The 16,939-nt window shown below is 58.8% G+C and carries 19 protein-coding genes; 12 read left to right on the top strand and 7 right to left on the bottom strand.

Going from position 1 to position 16,939, the window contains the following annotated elements; translation table 11 throughout:
• The first annotated feature begins 18 nt into the window (after nt 1-18).
• From LUQ43_RS10050 to LUQ43_RS10005, 10 genes are all read left to right on the top strand, one after another.
• Entirely contained in the window at nt 19-369 is a 351-nt protein-coding gene (locus LUQ43_RS10050) for a putative zinc-binding protein (protein ID WP_299967037.1), read from the top strand.
• An 18-nt stretch (nt 370-387) separates the two neighbouring features.
• Nucleotides 388-1,077, top strand: coding sequence for a DUF166 family protein (locus LUQ43_RS10045; RefSeq protein WP_299967034.1), 690 nt, complete (start codon nt 388-390; stop codon nt 1,075-1,077).
• A 137-nt stretch (nt 1,078-1,214) separates the two neighbouring features.
• Nucleotides 1,215-1,511 carry an HgcAB-associated protein HgcC gene (gene hgcC / locus LUQ43_RS10040; protein WP_299967032.1) on the top strand — a complete coding sequence of 99 codons (297 nt, stop codon included), beginning with the start codon at nt 1,215-1,217 and terminating at the stop codon, nt 1,509-1,511.
• A 4-nt stretch (nt 1,512-1,515) separates the two neighbouring features.
• Nucleotides 1,516-2,568, top strand: a complete 1,053-nt coding sequence (gene hgcA, locus LUQ43_RS10035) for a mercury methylation corrinoid protein HgcA (protein ID WP_299967030.1) — start codon at nt 1,516-1,518, stop codon at nt 2,566-2,568.
• Nucleotides 2,568-2,924 carry a mercury methylation ferredoxin HgcB gene (hgcB, locus tag LUQ43_RS10030; RefSeq protein WP_299967028.1) on the top strand — a complete coding sequence of 119 codons (357 nt, stop codon included), beginning with the start codon at nt 2,568-2,570 and terminating at the stop codon, nt 2,922-2,924. Before hgcA ends, hgcB begins: the two co-directional genes overlap by 1 nt.
• Nucleotides 2,921-3,376, top strand: a complete 456-nt coding sequence (locus LUQ43_RS10025; protein ID WP_299967025.1) for a C-GCAxxG-C-C family protein — start codon at nt 2,921-2,923, stop codon at nt 3,374-3,376. The genes hgcB and LUQ43_RS10025 overlap by 4 nt, the downstream gene beginning before the upstream one ends.
• Before the next feature lie 6 nt (nt 3,377-3,382).
• The gene (locus LUQ43_RS10020; RefSeq protein WP_299967023.1) at nt 3,383-3,658 is read left to right on the top strand and encodes an NAC family transcription factor; all 276 of its coding nucleotides are present in this window, start codon (nt 3,383-3,385) and stop codon (nt 3,656-3,658) included.
• A gap of 17 nt (nt 3,659-3,675) precedes the next feature.
• On the top strand, nt 3,676-4,761 hold the full coding sequence (arsB, locus tag LUQ43_RS10015) for an ACR3 family arsenite efflux transporter (RefSeq protein ID WP_299967021.1): 1,086 nt from the start codon (nt 3,676-3,678) through the stop codon (nt 4,759-4,761).
• Between the two features lie 45 nt (nt 4,762-4,806).
• Entirely contained in the window at nt 4,807-5,505 is a 699-nt protein-coding gene (locus LUQ43_RS10010) for a tetrahydromethanopterin S-methyltransferase subunit A (protein WP_299967018.1), read from the top strand.
• A gap of 111 nt (nt 5,506-5,616) precedes the next feature.
• A complete protein-coding gene (locus tag LUQ43_RS10005) occupies nt 5,617-6,579 on the top strand; it encodes a cation diffusion facilitator family transporter (protein ID WP_299967015.1) in 963 nt (320 codons plus the stop codon).
• A 72-nt stretch (nt 6,580-6,651) separates the two neighbouring features.
• On the opposite strand, the gene LUQ43_RS10000 is transcribed toward LUQ43_RS10005, so the two are convergent.
• The 7 genes from LUQ43_RS10000 to LUQ43_RS09970 all read right to left on the bottom strand — a co-directional run bounded on the left by LUQ43_RS10000 (nt 6,652) and on the right by LUQ43_RS09970 (nt 15,359).
• Nucleotides 6,652-9,204 carry a cation-translocating P-type ATPase gene (locus LUQ43_RS10000; protein ID WP_299967013.1) on the bottom strand — a complete coding sequence of 851 codons (2,553 nt, stop codon included), beginning with the start codon at nt 9,202-9,204 and terminating at the stop codon, nt 6,652-6,654.
• A gap of 493 nt (nt 9,205-9,697) precedes the next feature.
• Entirely contained in the window at nt 9,698-10,594 is an 897-nt protein-coding gene (gene pdxS / locus LUQ43_RS09995; protein WP_299967010.1) for a pyridoxal 5'-phosphate synthase lyase subunit PdxS, read from the bottom strand.
• A 245-nt stretch (nt 10,595-10,839) separates the two neighbouring features.
• Nucleotides 10,840-11,964, bottom strand: coding sequence for a sulfopyruvate decarboxylase subunit beta (comE, locus tag LUQ43_RS09990; protein WP_299967007.1), 1,125 nt, complete (start codon nt 11,962-11,964; stop codon nt 10,840-10,842).
• Complete coding sequence (locus tag LUQ43_RS09985; RefSeq protein WP_299967004.1) at nt 11,939-13,231, bottom strand: cysteate synthase; 1,293 nt, start codon at nt 13,229-13,231, stop codon at nt 11,939-11,941. Before LUQ43_RS09985 ends, comE begins: the two co-directional genes overlap by 26 nt.
• On the bottom strand, nt 13,232-13,846 hold the full coding sequence (locus tag LUQ43_RS09980) for a (Fe-S)-binding protein (protein ID WP_299967001.1): 615 nt from the start codon (nt 13,844-13,846) through the stop codon (nt 13,232-13,234).
• A gap of 5 nt (nt 13,847-13,851) precedes the next feature.
• On the bottom strand, nt 13,852-14,559 hold the full coding sequence (locus LUQ43_RS09975) for a GTP-binding protein (protein WP_299966998.1): 708 nt from the start codon (nt 14,557-14,559) through the stop codon (nt 13,852-13,854).
• On the bottom strand, nt 14,556-15,359 hold the full coding sequence (locus LUQ43_RS09970) for an ATP-binding cassette domain-containing protein (RefSeq protein ID WP_299966995.1): 804 nt from the start codon (nt 15,357-15,359) through the stop codon (nt 14,556-14,558). Before LUQ43_RS09970 ends, LUQ43_RS09975 begins: the two co-directional genes overlap by 4 nt.
• A gap of 103 nt (nt 15,360-15,462) precedes the next feature.
• Between LUQ43_RS09970 and LUQ43_RS09965 the strand changes: the two genes are divergently transcribed.
• Nucleotides 15,463-15,951 (top strand): helix-turn-helix domain-containing protein, encoded by a 489-nt coding sequence (locus LUQ43_RS09965; protein WP_299966993.1) that lies wholly within the window; start codon nt 15,463-15,465, stop codon nt 15,949-15,951.
• A 3-nt stretch (nt 15,952-15,954) separates the two neighbouring features.
• Nucleotides 15,955-16,902: an ABC transporter substrate-binding protein gene (locus LUQ43_RS09960; protein ID WP_299966990.1), complete on the top strand. Its 948-nt coding sequence runs from the start codon at nt 15,955-15,957 to the stop codon at nt 16,900-16,902.
• The last annotated feature ends 37 nt before the right edge of the window (nt 16,903-16,939 follow it).

Below are 16,939 nucleotides of genomic sequence, written 5' to 3'. Positions count from 1 at the left end.
ACGGAAGGGATTACCCAAATGACCTTCGCACTTGTCACCTGCTCCGGCATATCGAACACCGGCAAACTCACCATGCAGGCAGCGCAGCTCCTGCTCCAGCGAAAACCGGGGCAATATGTCTGGATGCATGCCAAACAGTCTGCTGCAACCCTCGAAGCAGAGATCGGGGATGCGGATCAGGTGATCGTGATCGACGGGTGTACGGATTGTTGTGCGGGGAAGAAAATTGCCGCGTCGGGCCTTTCCCCCCATCACCATATTATCGCGACCGAGATCGGGATCGCGAAGAATGGGATGGCCGATGTCCAGTACGAGGAGATCGAGAAAGTAGTCCGGGCGGTCATCGACCTGAGACCGCCGGCTTCATGAACTGCGGGGAGTATACAGATGAAGATCGGTATCGTCAGCGACGGGAAATTCGGCGACCGGGCATTTGAGGTCATCAGGGAAAAGTTCCCCACCGAATGGATCCTGGCGCCCTGTATCCAGAGCCCGGTAGCGGATGATATCGAACTCACGCTGCCGGAATGCGATCTCTACATCTCTTATGTCCGCCACCCGGATGTTGCTCTCGCGATCCTTGAGAAGCAGAAGCCGGTGATTCTTGGCGTCAGTTTTGGCCAGGGTTTCCTCCGGCAGGCGAAAGGGATCAATGAGAATATCGTTGCTCCCCTGACCATGTGCTCGCTGGAGGATACCACGTGGGTTCCGGAGATCAATGAATTCGCAAAAGTCTTCGGGCGTCCCGTATTCGACGTGAACGTACGGGATGACGGCACTATCGAGAGTGTCCGCGTGATCCGGGGATCGCAGTGCGGTTCGACCGTTGCGGCAAGTGCGGAACTTCCCGGGACCCGGGTGAGCCCGGAGCAGCTCCGGCACTACGGGCTGCGGATCTGCCATTTCTGCCGGGCTCCCCGACTTGGGAAGACCTGCGACAAGGAAGTGGCCGGGTTGATCCATATCCGGGAACTGGTCCATGCGGTGAGCGCGGTTTCCCCCGTTGCCGGTGCACGGGTAACGCAGTTCACGGATGAGATGGAGAAAATTCTCAACCAGAAAATGTACGTCCGGTAACTTCCCGGAAGATACTGCCGGACCCGGCTGTACTCCGGGCAACCCCAATCCATGTTTTTGGAATTTCAGTATTTTTTGGAAATTTCTGATTTTTCTGATAAGTTCAAATATAATGAAAATCCTACATACTATGCACGATGAAGATGACGGAAAAGAAACCTGAAAAGGGCAGTGGAAAAACCGGGGGCTCCACCTGCGGGTGCGGTTCCGGTGCCGGCTGCAAGATTGAGGCGGTGCTGAGCATCGATGACCGCGGCCAGATGGTAATCCCCAAAGACGTACGTGAAAAGGCAGGGATCAGCACGAGCGACAAGCTGGCGCTGATCAGCTGGGAGAAGAACGGCAGTGTCTGCTGCCTCGCCCTCATGAAGGTGGAGAACCTGAGCGGTGCGGTAAAGGACCTGCTCGGGCCGGTCATCCAGAAACAGGACTGATCCTATGGTAAACGGGAAAAAACCTGAATGCGGGACATCCTCTGCCTGCTCCTGCAGCGAGTGTGGGACCGGTGCAATGCCCGCTGTCCGCACGACAACCAGCACGATCACCTCCGCCAACCGGCTCGATCACGTCCTTGCCCGGTGGGGCTGGAAACGGGAGAGTCACCGGGTGGAGCCCGGCCTGTACCGGCTCGGGAATCCTACGCAGGAGTCCCCGGTTTTTGCCTCTGCAAACTACACGCTCAGCTTCGATGCCCTGAGATCAGCACTTGGCGGTACTGATGGCTGGATTCTCGTGCTGGACACCAGAGGGATCAATGTCTGGTGCGCTGCGGGGAAGGGAACTTTCGGCACGGACGAACTGGTCCGGAGCATTGAATCCACGGGTCTTTCCGGTATCGTCAGCCACCGGAAGATCATCGTGCCCCAGCTGGGAGCGCCGGGGATCTCATGGCCGGAGGTTATACGGAGAACCAAGTTCCTCGTCGAGTTCGGGCCGGTCCGGGCCCGCGACCTGCCCGAGTACCTCAAAGAGCACACGGCAACGCCGGCCATGCGGCAGGTTGAATTCCCGCTGGTGGACCGTCTCGTCCTGGTCCCTGTTGAGTTTGTCCATGTTGCTCTTCCGATGCTTGTCATAGCAATCGCCCTCTGGTTCCTTGCCGGGCCGGTGGCGGCGCTTGCCGCGATATCCACCGTCCTTGCGGGGACCGTGCTCATCCCGGCACTCCTGCCGTATATTCCCACGCAGGACTTCTCCACCAAAGGGTTGATCCTCGGGGTTGTCGTTGCCCTTCCCTTTGCCTGGTCGTTCGGCACAAACCCGCATCTTCCCTTGTGGGCGGATGCGGCGGCAGCGGCAGCGGCACTTCTCCTCATCCCCGCGGTGATCGCGTACATTGCCCTGAACTTTACCGGGGCCACGACCTTCACCTCGCGGACCGGTGTAAAGAAGGAGATCTTCCGGTATGTCCCACTCATGGCAGCGATGGCGGGAGCTGGTGTCGTGCTCGGTGTTATTCTGGGGATCAGCCGTCTGCTCGGGGTGATCTGATGTTCGATTCATACACGGAAACGAGCCTGCACCTCCATACCGACCGGTGCATCAATTGTAAAAAGTGCATGCAGGTCTGCCCGCACGCGGTCTTTACTGAAGGAACCGGGCATGTCGAACTTGCACGGCCGGCTGCCTGCATGGAGTGCGGCGCCTGTGCAAAGAACTGCCCGGTGCAGGCCATAGAGGTACAGAGCGGCGTTGGGTGTGCATGGGCGATGATCGGGGCAGCACTCCGGGGAAAAAACATGGATACGGAGTGCAGCTGCGGCGGGGACGATGGTTCCTGCTGTGGTGGCTCTCAGGAAAAATCCGAATCATGCGGAACTGAAAAGAAAGGATGTGACTTCAAATGACAACGATGTCAAAAGCAGAGGACGCACGCACCCTGTTTACAGAAGGTTTCTCCTGTTCGCAGGCCGTGCTTGCCAGTTTTTCGGAAGAACTCGGAATGGATAAAGAGACTGCCTACAAGATATCCTGCGGATTCGGGGCAGGGATTGCCCGGTCGGGTCATATCTGCGGGGCCGTGAGCGGTGCGATCCTGGTCTTAGGCATGAAATACGGTAAGGCAACAAAGGAGGACAATGCTGCCCGGGAAAAAACCTATGCTCTCGTGGATGAGTTCCTGAAAGAATACACAGCCCTCCACGGTTCGGTCATGTGCCCCGACCTGCTCGGCTACGATATGAGTGACCCGGTCCAGTTCGCCGAGGCAAAGAAAGCAAACATTGCCGCCCGGCTCTGCCCCGGCCTGACTGCGGATGCCGTGCTTGTCCTTGAAAAGGTGATGGCTGCCCACCGGTGAACCGTGATGACGATGCATGACGAACGATCTCCCTGCGAGGTGGACGCACTCTTCGACTTAAAGGCGATCACGGTGAATGGAAAGACCTTCGGCCTTCTCGGGCTCCGCGATGCGATCGCCACCGTGCAGGCCATGAACCTGACCCGCGACGATCATATCACTGCCGCACTGCTGAAAGAAGCGGGGAAGGCCAATTTTATCCCGGCTCACTTGCGGGAAGCCTATGGCCCCGTCCTGCTGGCAGAGTACCGTGCCGTGAAAAATAAACCCGATATGCGCTGAAATAAATTGGTGGACTCATGGATGCCCAAAAGAGACTCTCCTTTCTTGATCGCTACCTGACGCTCTGGATCTTCCTTGCCATGGCGGCCGGTATTGCCATAGGGTACTTCTCGCCCGCGGTTCCGGCGCTCATCACCGGACTCTCGGTCGGGACTACATCGATCCCGATCGCTATCGGCCTCATCCTCATGATGTACCCGCCGCTCGCGAAGGTGAAGTACGAGGAACTGGGAAAGGTCTTCCGGAACACAAAAGTGCTCGGCCTCTCCATTGTCCAGAACTGGATTGTCGGCCCGGTCCTGATGTTCGCCCTTGCGGTGATCTTCCTCCGCGACCAGCCGCTCTTCATGTACGGGCTCATCCTCGTCGGGATCGCCCGGTGCATAGCAATGGTGATCGTCTGGAACGAGCTTGCTGACGGGGATGCGGAGTACTGCGCTGCCATCGTCGGCATGAACTCGCTCTTCCAGGTCTTCTTCTACTCGGTCTATGCCTGGTTCTTCATCACGTACCTCCCCCCGCTGCTCGGCATCGGGGCCGGCTCTTTGGTCTCGATCACGATTCTCCAGATCGCGGAGAGCGTCTTCATCTACCTTGGCATCCCGTTCATCGCGGGCATGGTTACGCGGTACGCCCTGCTCCGCGTGAAGTCAAAGGCATGGTACGAACAGGTCTTCATCCCGAAGATCTCACCTGTCACGCTCATCGCCCTGCTCTTTACCATCATCGTGATGTTCTCGCTCAAGGGCGAGTATATTGTCAACGTGCCCTTCGATGTCGTTCGGGTCGCCATTCCGCTGCTCTGTTACTTCATGGTCATGTTCTTTGTCAGTTTCTGGATGGCGCACCGGCTCGGGATCGATTACGGGAAGTCCGCCTCGCTCTCGTTCACGGCGGCATCCAACAACTTCGAGCTCGCGATCGCTGTCGCCGTCGCGGTCTTTGGGATTGCCTCACCGGTTGCATTCGCAACGGTAATCGGGCCCCTTGTCGAGGTACCGGTGCTGATTGCGCTCGTGAACGTCTCGCTCTGGCTCAGGGAAAAATGGTATTGCGGAAAGAATGAGGGAACATGCAGCACCTCGAAGGATCCCGGTGTGTGAAAAACATGATTATCCTGTGGCCTGACCTGACATCCGGAAGCGATCATGCTTAAAGTACAACCCCATCCGGAGTATCCTCCTGAAGAGGGGCGGTACCTGAGAGGGAATGATTATTCCCCGGCAGCGGTAGTCATCATCCTTACGTACGATGCCGAAGCGATCCCGCCCGAGATCGAGAGACTCGTCCGGACCGGTGTGGAGACCGGGGCCGCGCTCTCCGGCACATTGCAGACGGCCAATATCGGCATCGAGAAACTCATCTGCAATGTTGTCTCAAACCCGAACATCCGCTATCTCATCCTTGGAGGCCCCGAGTCCGAGGGCCATAAGACCGGCGACGCGATCAAGGCTCTTTTGAAGAACGGGGTGGATGAGAAGAAACGTATCATCGATACTACGGGGCTGACGGCAGTACTCTACAATGTCCCGATGGAGTTCATCACGCGGTTCCGGGAGCAGCTGACGCTCGTGGACTGCCAGTTCCAGGATGAGTCCGTGATCAGAAAAGCGGTCTGGTCCTGCTTCCAGGAGACGCCCGTGGAGTTCCGTGGGCAGATGCTCTCTGATCCCGGCGCATTCCCGGAACCTCCATTGAGCGGGAAACTGACGTGGACCGTCACGCAGCCCTATTGGGAGCCGGCTGATGACGGGGAACGGGCGGCCAAGAAGAAGGCGCTTGAGCTGATCGAGAGGCTCAGGAAGCGGCAGGAACAGGCCCGTGATCTTCCCCGGCCAAAAGAATGACCGGTGCGTGAACGATGCGATGGCAGCACCTTCTGGTGCCCGGAAGAACAAATTTTTGCCGGTTTTCCCATATCTTCATGAAACCAGACGCTGATTGGTAATGAGACATCTATGGATACTCCACCTCCCGATAAACAATCTCTCGACAAGTTGAAGTCCAATACCGCACGGCTCTCGGTGATCTCCAACACCGGGCTTGTCCTGATGAAATTTGTTATCGGGTTTGCCAGCGGCTCGGTCAGTATCATCTCCGAGGCGATCCACTCCTCGATGGACCTGATCGCTGCCGTTATCGCCTTCTTCTCGGTACGGAAAGCCGCAGAACCCCCCGATGCTGACCATTCGTTCGGTCATGGGAAGTTCGAGGATATTTCCGGCCTGATCGAAGCCCTGCTCATCTTTGTCGCCGCGATCCTGATCATCTGGGAATCGGCCAAGAAACTGCTGGGCGGGGAAAGCGAAGCCACCTCCCCGGATCTGCTCATTCTCGGTATTATTGTCATGGGCATCTCGGCCCTCATGAACCTGTACGTCTCGAACCGGCTCATGAAGGTGGCCAAAGCCACGGAGTCCATTGCGCTCGAGAGCGATGCCTGGCACCTTCGGACGGACGTCTATACCTCTGCGGGTGTGATGTTCGGGCTCGTGCTGATGAAGCTGACCGGGATTGCCCTCATCGACTCGATCGTTGCCCTCTGTGTTGCCATGGTCATCCTGAAGGCGGCGTACGATCTCACCTGCCGCTCGCTTGCCGACCTGATCGACCACAGCCTCCCGGAATCGGATAACCAGCGCATCATCGAGATCATCTGCGAGCATGCCAGTATCTATGCGGGGTTCCATGGCCTCAAGACCCGCCGTTCGGGCCCGGAGATCTTCATCGAGTTCCACCTGGTGATGCCCGGCACTATCACCGTGCTCCAGTCCCACGATCTCGCCGATCACCTGGAAGCCGATCTCCTGCTGGAGTACCCGCGGGCCAACGTGACGATCCATATCGAGCCCTGCAACGAGGGATGTACCCGGTGCGGGTCGTTCTGCACGTATTACAAGAAAAAATCCAGCTCGCCCTGACCGGTCACCTCATAATACGGAACTCCGGCAGGGTATGTTTGCTCTAACCCCCCCGGTTTCGTCCCCCCTCTTTTACCCGTGCGTGCCTGCTCGTCTCCTCCAGTATTTCCAGCACTCAAACCAGATGACGCTCCCGATACCGGCCAACGCACAGATCAGGAGATCAACAAGGGATACGCTCCCGAACCGGAAGAGATCCTGGAGTGCCGGTATGAAGAGGACCAGGAGCAGGCAGACCAGGGTGCCTGTAAACACCCAGGCCATTGCCCGGTTGGGTGTGCGCAGGGTGGTGACGATCATCCCGGACCAGGACCGGTTTGTCAGGATCAGGCTGAGGTTGGCGATCACGATGGTGGTGAACGTCAGGGTCCGCACCTCGGGCTCACCAAGTCCCCGGGCCAGTGCATTCAGGTAAATGCCCATGACAACGGCCAGCACGACAAACCCCTGGATGAGGCTGAGTGCAAGTGTTTTTTTCGTAAACAGCCTCTCATTCCGGTTCCGGGGCGGGCGGTCCATGACGTTCTCCTCCTCCCTTTCTGATTCAAATACGATGGAACAGGCCGGATCGATGATCAGCTCAAGGAAGACGATATGGACCGGCATGAGGATGAGGGGCAGGTTGAAGAGGACCGGGATGAGGGACATGCCGGCAATAGGGACATGGACGGAGAAGATGTACGCCATCGCCTTCTTCAGGTTGTCGAAGATCCGCCTCCCCAGGCGCACGGCGGCCACGATAGATGTGAAATTGTCATCGAGCAGGACGAGCGACGAGGCTTCGCGGGCAACATCGGTCCCCCTCTTGCCCATGGCAATCCCGATGTCCGCGGATTTCAGGGCCGGGGCATCGTTCACGCCGTCGCCGGTCATCGCCACCACCTCCCCCGCGGCTTTGAGGGCATTGACGATCCGGAGTTTCTGTTCCGGCACCACCCGGGCAAAGACACTCACCGACCGGATCTTTTCCTGAAGTTCCGCGTTGCTCATCGCGTCCAGCTCAGTTCCGGTGATGCAGGTATCGGCACCGGCAAGACCGATCTGCCGGGCGATCATCTTCGCGGTCAGCGGGTAATCACCGGTGATCATGACCACGCGGATCCCGGCCGAGAGGCATTCGGCAACTGCCTCTGCCACCTGCGGGCGGACCGGGTCGATAAAGCCCACGAGCCCGAGGAATGTGAACGTGAAATCATGCTGGACTTCGGGAAGCTGGGGCTCTTTGAAGGACGACTTTGCGACACCAAGGACCCGGAGTCCCTGTGCGGCCAGGGTATTGATATCGCCGGCAAGTGTCTGCTGCTCTGCCGCAGTGAAATGGCACAGGTCCGCGATGGCCTCGGGAGCCCCCTTGGCTGCAATGATGTAATCATTGCCATCGGGAGACCGCCACACATTGGACATTGCGAGGAGCGATGGCGAGAGCGGGTACTCCGTGATCAGTTCCCACCCGGTATGGATGTGCTCGGACCTCCCGAAGTCCCCCTCAATGAGCCGGAGGAGTGCCTTCTCCATGGGGTCGAAGGGATCCTTCTTGCTGGCAAGGATCGCAAACTCGGCCAGTTCATGGCAGATCTCCGGCACCGTATTTTTCCCCAACGTATCGTATTCGCAGAACTGCCCGCCGGCAAAAAAAGACCGGACGGTCATCTGGTTCTCGGTGAGAGTGCCGGTCTTGTCCACGCAGAGCACGGTTGCCGACCCCAGGGTCTCGATTGCCGGCACCTGGCGGGTCAGCACATTCGTTCGGGAGATCCGCCAGGCGCCCAGCGCAAGGAACACGGTGAGGACTACGGGGAACTCTTCGGGCAGGATCGCCATGGCAAGGGTGATTCCGGCAAGGAGCCCCTCAAGCCAGTTGCCCCGGGTCAGCCCGTAGACAACCACGATGATCATGCAGAGCGCAAGACCCGCGAGTGCAACGGTCTGGACAATCCGCGAGACCTCCCCTTTGAGGCGTGTCTCGTTCCGTTCAACGGTCTGCAGGACCGTGCCGATCTTTCCCATCTCTGTCCGGGCTCCGGTTGCCCTGACTTCGGCAAGGCACTGGCCCTGCACGAGCAGAGTCCCGGAATAGACAAATGGCTGGTCGTCGCCGCCGGGCCGATCCGCATGCTGTCCCGGGGTCCAGGTGCATTTCCGGACCGGGACCGATTCACCGGTCAGGAGCGATTCATCCACCGAGACATTGTTGCAGGTGATGAGGATGCCATCGGCCGGGACCCGGTCGCCTTCGGCAAGGATGAGCAGGTCGCCGGTAACCACCTCGCGGCCGGCAATCCGTTTCTGTTCGCCGTCGCGGATCACCAGTGCCCGGGGGCTCGCGAGGTTCCGCAGCGCCTCAAGGGCCCGCTCGGTCTTCTGCTCCTTGTATACCGTGATGCCGATGATGACAACAACAAAGCTCATCAGCATGAGGCCCTCGGTCACATCCCCGAGGATAAAATAGATCAGGCCGCCGGCAACCAGCAGGATGAACATCGGCTCTTTGATCACATCAAGAATGATGCCGGCGATACCGTGCTTCTCTGCTTCCGGGAGCTCGTTATACCCATCGGTCCGGATCTTCTCTGTTGCTTCAGTTTCGGATAACCCTCTGATGGATTCTATGTCAAGTGTAGGCACACGGTCTCTCCCGTCTCACCGGGTGGTGAATCATACATCATCAGGTAAGAGGTACCCTTGCGGGAACAGATTGTGATACATTTCTGTCCGTCACCTGACATCCGGTTCATTAAACGGCATATTTAGTCTGCGGTATGATAAGGAATCCGGTGGCAGGGAAAAACCGGAGTGGTCTGTGGATGCGGGAAGTGCGCCCTCCTCCCCGTGTCTGGTTTTTTTCGGGTGTTTCTTTGTAAAAATGAAATGGCCGGATGATTCTCCCAATTCAGGATGGATATACAAACGCTATCCGGCGGGTCAGTTCGTGTTCTCACTCTTGGCGGTATGCCCCTTCCGGCACAACCATCTCGAACCGTGCACCTTTGTCAGGGTGTCTGAAGACCCGCCAGCTGATGAACCGGGATTACCGAAACGTGTTTTAAAAAAAGGGGATGTGATATTTCGATACCGGTGCATTTCCCCAGATCCCCTCTCACAGGAAACCTGTGGGAAATTACCTCCCGCGTGTTGCAAGGATCTCTTCTTTTGCCAGCAGGTGCACGTCAAGGCCGGGCATTGCTTCGCCAAGGTTCCTGCTTGCATTCGCGATGATCGTGGCGTCTGTATAGTTGTTCACCGCTTCCACAACCGCCCGTGCCCGCTTCTTCGGGTTCTCGGACTTGAAGATGCCGGAACCCACAAAGACTCCGTCAGCCCCAAGTTGCATCATGAGCGCTGCATCCGCAGGAGTGGCAATGCCCCCGGCCGAGAAGTTCACAACCGGCAGCCTGCCCCGTTTCGCGGTCTCGATAACGAGCTCGACCGGTGCCTCGATCTCGCGGGCATAGGCCACGAGTTCCTGCGGTTCGAGTTTCTGAATTGCCCGGATGCCTCCCTGGATCGCCCGCATGTGGCGTACGGCCTCGACTACGTTGCCGGTACCCGCCTCACCTTTCGTGCGGATCATGGCCGCACCCTCATTGATGCGGCGGAGTGCCTCGCCCAGGTTGCGGGCACCGCAGACGAACGGGACGGTGAACTTCGTCTTCTCGATATGGAATTCCTCATCGGCAGGGGTGAGCACTTCGCTCTCATCGATCATGTCCACGCCAAGGACTTCCAGTACCTGAGCTTCTACGAAGTGGCCGATCCGCACCTTGCCCATCACCGGGATCGAGACTGCTTCGATGATCTCGATCACCTTCTCGGGGTCTGCCATGCGGGCAACGCCGCCGGCCTTCCGGATATCGGACGGTACCCGTTCAAGGGACATCACTGCAACGGCACCGGCTTCTTCTGCTATCCGTGCCTGGTCGGCGTTTACGACATCCATGATCACGCCGCCTTTCTGCATGGAAGCAAAACCCCTCTTGAGGAGTTCGGTGCCATGCCTGAGTTCTGATAGTTCCATTTTGTTCACCTGTGCCGGGTATTCCGGTTCCGGATTGGTGGGGTATCCCCGCGAATCGGCGGGTGCTCCGTTCTCCCGGAAGTATTCTACACTATTGGACCGATGGGGTGATAAATATAATCACAATTGTGAATTTTGCCGCAAACCGGATCTCAGGCCACCCGGAAAATACGCCCGCGCCTCCTGCAAAGTAATAGCTGAAGAAAGAAGCACGGTTCAGGAGTTGGCAGGTGTACCTGCCAGGCTTACGGGCCCCTTGCCAGCGCTCCCATGAACCGGTCCCGGATCTGTGCCGGGCTGAGCGGGATGTTGGGCACCGTACTGTTGCCCGGCAGGATCCGCAGGTGGATGAATGACGGCCCGGTACGGGCCGATGCCCGGAGTGCCGCTTCCAGTTCCCATGGCTCGTGCACGGTAAATGTCTGCTCGAACCCGGCCCCGGCAGCCATCAGCCGGAGGTCTGCCGTGTCAACGCCGGGGCGGGGCTGACTGCCCGTGCTCCCGAAGACACCGTTGTCAAGACCGATCACCGTCAGGTTTTTCGGTGCGGCAGCTGCGATGACCGGGAGATTGGATGAGCCCAGCAGGCTCCCGTCACCGTCCAGCACAATGACCCGACGGTCGGGCCGGACCTTGGCGATCCCAAGACCGATTGCCGAGGCCTGCGTGTAACTGCCCAGCATGTAGAAGTTCTCCGGCCGGTCCCTTGCCGCATTGAGCTCCTTGGATGGCACGCCGATATTGGAGATCAGTATCTCATCATCGATGAGATCAGTTACGGCCCGGATCGCATCGAACCGGGTCATGACCGGGGTGTGCCAGTCCCGCTCGTAACAGAATGCAAACGGGTGCGGGGAGTGTGCTGATGGATTCCCCGTATATCCCGTTTCGCAGATACAGTCAGGGCTGAGCAGGATGACATGCGGGAGTTTCTCCCGGTATGCCCCGGAAACTGCTTCCCCGATTGCACCCGCATTGTCCGGGCCCGCGAGGATCGTATACCCGATCCCGGCTGCCGCAAGGATCTTAGGAAGCGGGCGGTTGAAGGGGATCTGCGCCGGGATCGTCTCCGTCTCCCCGCCCCGCCAGCTGGCAAGGATCGGGAGCGGAAGGTGATAGGTGACGGTGAGCGAGAGGATCGCGTTTAACATATTCCCGAGGCCGGAACTCTGGAGGGCAATGAGCGGGCGGGCGCCGGCCAGGTACGCCCCGGCCGAGATCCCCACGCCATCCTCTTCGCGGGTGAGTCCTATGTGCCGGAATTGTTCCGGCAGCGCGAAGAAGAGCCCTTTTGCCTTGTCGCAGGGAATGGAACTGACAAGGTCGATCCCCTGGTGTTTGAGTTCAGCGATGATCTGGCGTTCGTCCATGGTGCACGATCCATTCCCTGAGGTGTCCCACGAGTGCGTCACGGGGCTCATCCGACCCTATCGTTATGGCCGGTGCAAGAGGATTCAGGGTAAAATCTTCCCGTATCCGTTCGTATCCCCCGCCTGTGAGGTTCAGGAGGATATGGTCGTCCGGTTTTACCATATGCTTTTCTATGGCCTGCACCAGTGCCGCGGTGGCAACAGCCGCTGCCGGGTCCAAGTCTATATCCAGTGTGTCCTGCACCAGTTGCATTGCGTCAGCCCCCGCCGCATTCGAAACACTATACATCGTCCCATCTGTTGCTGTCAGCGCATCGAAGAGCCCGCCCAGTATCCCGTATGGAGGGGTGCGGTTGGTCAAAACATCGGCCATGACCCCCTTCACCCGCTCCGCTGCGTCCGGCATGTCTTTTTCCGGGACGATCTCCCGCCGGTGCTCCTGCCATGCCGAGACCATAGGGGTGAACGGCTCGTTCTGGGCGAGATGGAGTCGGGGGAGGCGGGTACCGTACCGGCCATCACCGATCAACCTGAGTGCCGCTTCCCACGCGGCTATCGCCCCGGTGCCGCTCCCGACCGCCTGGAAATACTGGTCCGGGATCCTTCCTACCGTGACAGCAGCATCGAGCATCACGGTACCCATACCGTCCCTGCGGGCGATGTTCTTCGCCCCGCCTTCCGGTACGCACCCCGGGACTGCTGCAAGCGTGTTACTTACGCTGATGGCATCCGTGTAGTCCCCACGCACAGCCACAAGGAAGACGTTCTCTGCCGGTGTCGTGGTCCAAAGGCGGGAGACAGCCTGTTCGGGAACAACGATCACAACAGGTCTGGTGCACCGGGCCGAGATCTCCGCAAAGGCCCGGCCGGTGTTGCCGGCGGACGCGATCACCAGGATCTTCCCGCCCAGTTCCGTCTGCCGCTGCATGGTCGGCGAGGCCTCCAGTTCCTTGAACGAGCCCGAGGTTAAGTGGGCTCCCCGCTCCGGGTAGTATCCCGAGAACGAGACCTGCAGGTGGGAGAGACCGAGTTCCCGGGCAAGTGGACCCCCGTCAAATGAGACCGGGCCCCCTGCGGGAAGCAGCGGGGAGGTCACCGGGAGCCAGGAAAGGTACCGGTACATCCCTTCGTAGGGAGCAAGGTGCAGCCGGCGGCTACAGTACTCTGCCCTGAGAAGCGAGTTGTGCCTGTGGGGGCAGGAGAGGGTGGAAAGGTCTTCCACAATTTCCCCTCCCCCGACACACCGGACGCGGTACTTGGGTATCATTTAGAGAATGCGGATGTCTTCCACCCGCACGTGCACCCCGTCTTTCTTCTTTAATACCATGTTGACGAGCGCCGTATGGGCGAGGTTGATCATGCAGTAGCCCGGGAGAAACCGCTGCCGGAGTCCGAGCGTTGGCGGCCGGAGGACGGTCTCGGCAATGCCCTCGAAGGCATGGACGTGGTAGGCCTGCACGTCGTGTGCCTTCTCTTTGCGTGCTGCGAGCGGGCCGACCGTGTGGCACTCCAACACACCGGTGACCGGGTTGGCCGAGAGGACCCGCAGGGCATGGTAGAGCGGGCAGCCGGGACCTGCCGGACGACCGGTGACCAGATCGCCCTTTTTAATGTCCCATTTTTCGACGAGATCCGCCCGGAAAGGCACGATGAACTTCCGGGCCGAGGGTTCGCCCGGAAAGGCCCGTATGATGAAGTCATAGTTTGCGCCGGTCACATCGGTACTTGAGTAACAGGTCTCGGTTTTTCTGTCGGTCCTGCCATCAGAGAAGAGCGTGCAGTCCTCATTGGTCTTTTTCTTCTTCCCGACCGCTTTGATGAACTCGCTGCATGTTGGAAGACCACATGCGCCGCAGTCTTTTCCCGGGGGTTCCCATGCCATGGAATCTAGTCCCCCCGGTAGATGTTGTCTGCCTCTTCCAGCGGCCGGATCACGCCAAAGTGGTGCTGCCACCCGATCTCTTTCTTGCCGATACAGATCGTGCAGACCCCGAGAGGCGGCGTGCCCCGGAGGGTGATAGTATCTGCGTCAGAGATTGCCGGGTGCTTTGCAATTGCCTGCATCAGGTAGCGCAGGCCGGTTCCCTGCACCGCATTGGTCTCGATGATGTCGATGGCCGGGACAACGCTGTGGATGCACTCGCGGAAGACCTCTTTCTCTGCCTGCGAGATGAGAGCGGTCTTTGTCACGACCGCTGAGTCGGCAAGGGCGATGAGCGGTGCCATCTTTAAGGGAGCGTTGCTCCCGGAGACGGCAGGAAGAACGGCGATCCCGTATGCCTGCGTAGTGTAGGGCGTGCACCGGAGGCAGAGCCCCGCGCTCTCAACGATCAGGATGCCGGCCTTCAGGTCTTCGGCCCATTTGATTGCATCCCGCAGGACCATGATCCCCATGTGGTCCGGGCAGAGGTCGCCCGAGTAGACCTTCTTTGTCGGGATACCGAACTCCTCGTGGAGTTCCTCATCTTCAAAGGCGCGGACCACATCGATCTTTAAGAATGCGGTCTTGTCTGTTTTATTGAACTTCCTGATGATCTGGCGGATGACTGCGGTCTTCCCGGCACTCGGCGGTCCGGCAACGATAACGAGTTTCATGCATAGACTCCTGTCTTTTTTGGTGAATCCCGGGACTTGCTGATCAGGTCTCCGCGACGGATCTTCTCGCGGAGATCCCAGAGGAACGTGTCCATACCGGAGACGGTTGCGAGGATCTCCCGCTCGTCTCCCTGCGGTTCGAGCACCGCTGATACCGCCCCGTTTCTCATGATGATGCGGCGGTCTGTGATCAGGGCAAGGTACGGGTCGTGGGTGACGAAGATCACTGCTTTCTGGTATTCGCGGAGGCAGGTGATGACACGCTCCTTGTTGATCCCCGCATTCTCGATCTCGTCGAGCAGGAGGATGGGGGTGCGGCCGATCAGGATCGCATCGGCGATCAGGAGCGACCGGGTCTGGCCCCCGGAGAGTGCGCTCATCCGCATGGTCTCACGGATCTTTTCCCCGGTGAACTCGTTCGCCAGGTCCACGGTGCGGGTGACGAGCTGTTGTGCCTCTGTCTCGCGTGCGCGTATGTGGAGCGCGAGGAAACGGGCCACCGTGAGGTCGGCAATGACCCGGGTGTTCTGGGTGAGGAGAGCGATGGGCTTCTTTGCCGGATCGCGAACCATCTCTTCCGGCGGCTCCGCATCGTCCATAAGAATGGTGCGGCCGGTGACGGTGTCGTCCTGTGCCAGCACCTCGATATCGTTGATAAACGCGGATTTCCCTGACCCGGTGGGCCCGACAATTGAAAGTGTGTCGCCCGGGCGGATGACGATCCGGTCAAATCCCTCTTTCTCCCCGTCGCGGTTGGTGCCGGGGAGTATGGTGATCTCGTACGTCTGATCGCTGTGCATCGCATGATCATGGAATAATTGGTTGATATACGTTTCCAAATAAGCAAGAAAATTAACCTTATAGTAATAATTTAAATCTTTAAAATGAGACATAAAGGATAATATGTTGTCAAAGCGGGTCTTTGAGACCGATTTCACCACGGCCCTGAACGAGGAACTGGCAAAAAAAGGCATGAGCGTGAAGGAACTCTCTGAACTCACTGGCATCCCGTCTTCAACGCTCTACAAGATCACGGTTGGTGAGCGGGATCCCCGGCTCTCCACGATCAAGAAGATTGTGGCGCTCCTTGAACCGCCAAAGAATAGTTTCATTGCCATCATTGCCGCCCGGTTCCTCCTCGACACCATGGAACGGCGCGAGGTGGAGAACGGTGGCAGGACGTTTGCCATCCGGGGTTATTCCGCAAACTCACTTGAGGAGTGCATCATTGCCGCGGCGCGGGCGGAGAAGGATGGGGCGGCCGGTATCATCTGCGCGCCGATCCTTGCTTCCATTGTCGAGAAGATTGTCGACATCCCCGTGGCGATGCTCCGTCCGGATCTCGCGGTGATCGATGAAGCGATCGGCACGGTTGCGCGGAAGATAGGGTGAGTCATGTCTTGCGAAGTGAACACGATACAGATTGGCCATCTCTCAACGCTGTACCATACCGCGTTCCTGCTGCGGGGCACTTCCATCCTCGAAGACACAGGACTGAACGCAACGTGGCGGCTCTTTGCTTCGGGGCCGGATATCATCAATGCCATGCATGAGGGGACGCTCGATCTCGGCTACATCGGCCTTCCGCCGGTTATCATCGGGATCGACCGAGGCCTCAAGCTTGCCTGTATCGCGGGAGGACATGTGGAAGGGACGGTGATGATCGCAGGTCCCGGAACCCGTACTCTGGCAGAATGCCGGGACATGCAGGAGTTCCTCCGACAGTTCTCCGGCAGAGCAATCGGGACGCCGCCAAAAGGATCCATTCATGATGTGATCGTGAATGAGTTGTTGCGTGAACATGGCATTCATGATGTTACGGTGGAGAATTACCCGTGGGCGGACTTCCTCTCCGATGCGCTGCAGCAGGGAGAGATTGCCGCAGCCGTCGGGACGCCGGCGCTCGCGGTCACTGCCGCCCGGTATGGCAACGGGCGGCTGGTCGTGCCGCCGGACCGGCTCTGGCCCTTCAATCCTAGTTACGGGATCGTGGTCATGCGGGAGATGCTGGAGAGAGAAGATGTCCTCACCCGTTTTCTCGCTGCCCACGAGACTGCCTGCGAGCTGATCCGGCAGGATCCCCGGAGAGCCGCTGGTATCGTAGCCGGGACAACCGGTATGGTGGATCCGGCTTTCGTTCTGGACACGTACCGGATCTCGCCGAAATACTGCGCAGCCCTGCCCCCGGAATACCGTGCCTCGACTATGAAGTTCGCCCGTGTCCTCCACGAACTGGGGTATACAAAGCGGCTGGTGGGCGAAGGCGAGATCTTCGAGACCTCGCTCATTGATGCAATCCATACCGGCCAGCACCATTACCTTGACGGTATCGGGATAGTGTAACCAGGTAATTGTGCAACAAAAGTGAACTTATTGTTAA

The sequence above is a fragment of the Methanoregula sp. genome, from assembly GCF_028679125.1.
Classification (GTDB): Archaea; Halobacteriota; Methanomicrobia; order Methanomicrobiales; family Methanospirillaceae; genus Methanoregula.
The sequence above is the reverse complement of the archived record's forward strand: the minus strand, read 5'-3'. Positions and strand labels throughout refer to the sequence as shown.

Coding starts and splice junctions, on each gene's coding strand:
- LUQ43_RS10005 (WP_299967015.1), top strand. CDS start 5,617: ATGGATACTCCACCTCCCGATAAACAATCTCTCGACAAGTTGAAGTCC.
- LUQ43_RS09975 (WP_299966998.1), bottom strand. CDS start 14,559: ATGAAACTCGTTATCGTTGCCGGACCGCCGAGTGCCGGGAAGACCGCA.
- LUQ43_RS10025 (WP_299967025.1), top strand. CDS start 2,921: ATGACAACGATGTCAAAAGCAGAGGACGCACGCACCCTGTTTACAGAA.
- arsB (WP_299967021.1), top strand. CDS start 3,676: ATGGATGCCCAAAAGAGACTCTCCTTTCTTGATCGCTACCTGACGCTC.
- LUQ43_RS10020 (WP_299967023.1), top strand. CDS start 3,383: ATGACGATGCATGACGAACGATCTCCCTGCGAGGTGGACGCACTCTTC.
- LUQ43_RS10050 (WP_299967037.1), top strand. CDS start 19: ATGACCTTCGCACTTGTCACCTGCTCCGGCATATCGAACACCGGCAAA.
- comE (WP_299967007.1), bottom strand. CDS start 11,964: ATGGACGAACGCCAGATCATCGCTGAACTCAAACACCAGGGGATCGAC.
- hgcB (WP_299967028.1), top strand. CDS start 2,568: ATGTTCGATTCATACACGGAAACGAGCCTGCACCTCCATACCGACCGG.
- LUQ43_RS09985 (WP_299967004.1), bottom strand. CDS start 13,231: ATGATACCCAAGTACCGCGTCCGGTGTGTCGGGGGAGGGGAAATTGTG.
- LUQ43_RS10045 (WP_299967034.1), top strand. CDS start 388: ATGAAGATCGGTATCGTCAGCGACGGGAAATTCGGCGACCGGGCATTT.
- LUQ43_RS09965 (WP_299966993.1), top strand. CDS start 15,463: ATGTTGTCAAAGCGGGTCTTTGAGACCGATTTCACCACGGCCCTGAAC.
- LUQ43_RS09970 (WP_299966995.1), bottom strand. CDS start 15,359: ATGCACAGCGATCAGACGTACGAGATCACCATACTCCCCGGCACCAAC.
- LUQ43_RS09960 (WP_299966990.1), top strand. CDS start 15,955: ATGTCTTGCGAAGTGAACACGATACAGATTGGCCATCTCTCAACGCTG.
- hgcC (WP_299967032.1), top strand. CDS start 1,215: ATGAAGATGACGGAAAAGAAACCTGAAAAGGGCAGTGGAAAAACCGGG.
- LUQ43_RS09980 (WP_299967001.1), bottom strand. CDS start 13,846: ATGGCATGGGAACCCCCGGGAAAAGACTGCGGCGCATGTGGTCTTCCA.
- LUQ43_RS10010 (WP_299967018.1), top strand. CDS start 4,807: ATGCTTAAAGTACAACCCCATCCGGAGTATCCTCCTGAAGAGGGGCGG.
- hgcA (WP_299967030.1), top strand. CDS start 1,516: ATGGTAAACGGGAAAAAACCTGAATGCGGGACATCCTCTGCCTGCTCC.
- pdxS (WP_299967010.1), bottom strand. CDS start 10,594: ATGGAACTATCAGAACTCAGGCATGGCACCGAACTCCTCAAGAGGGGT.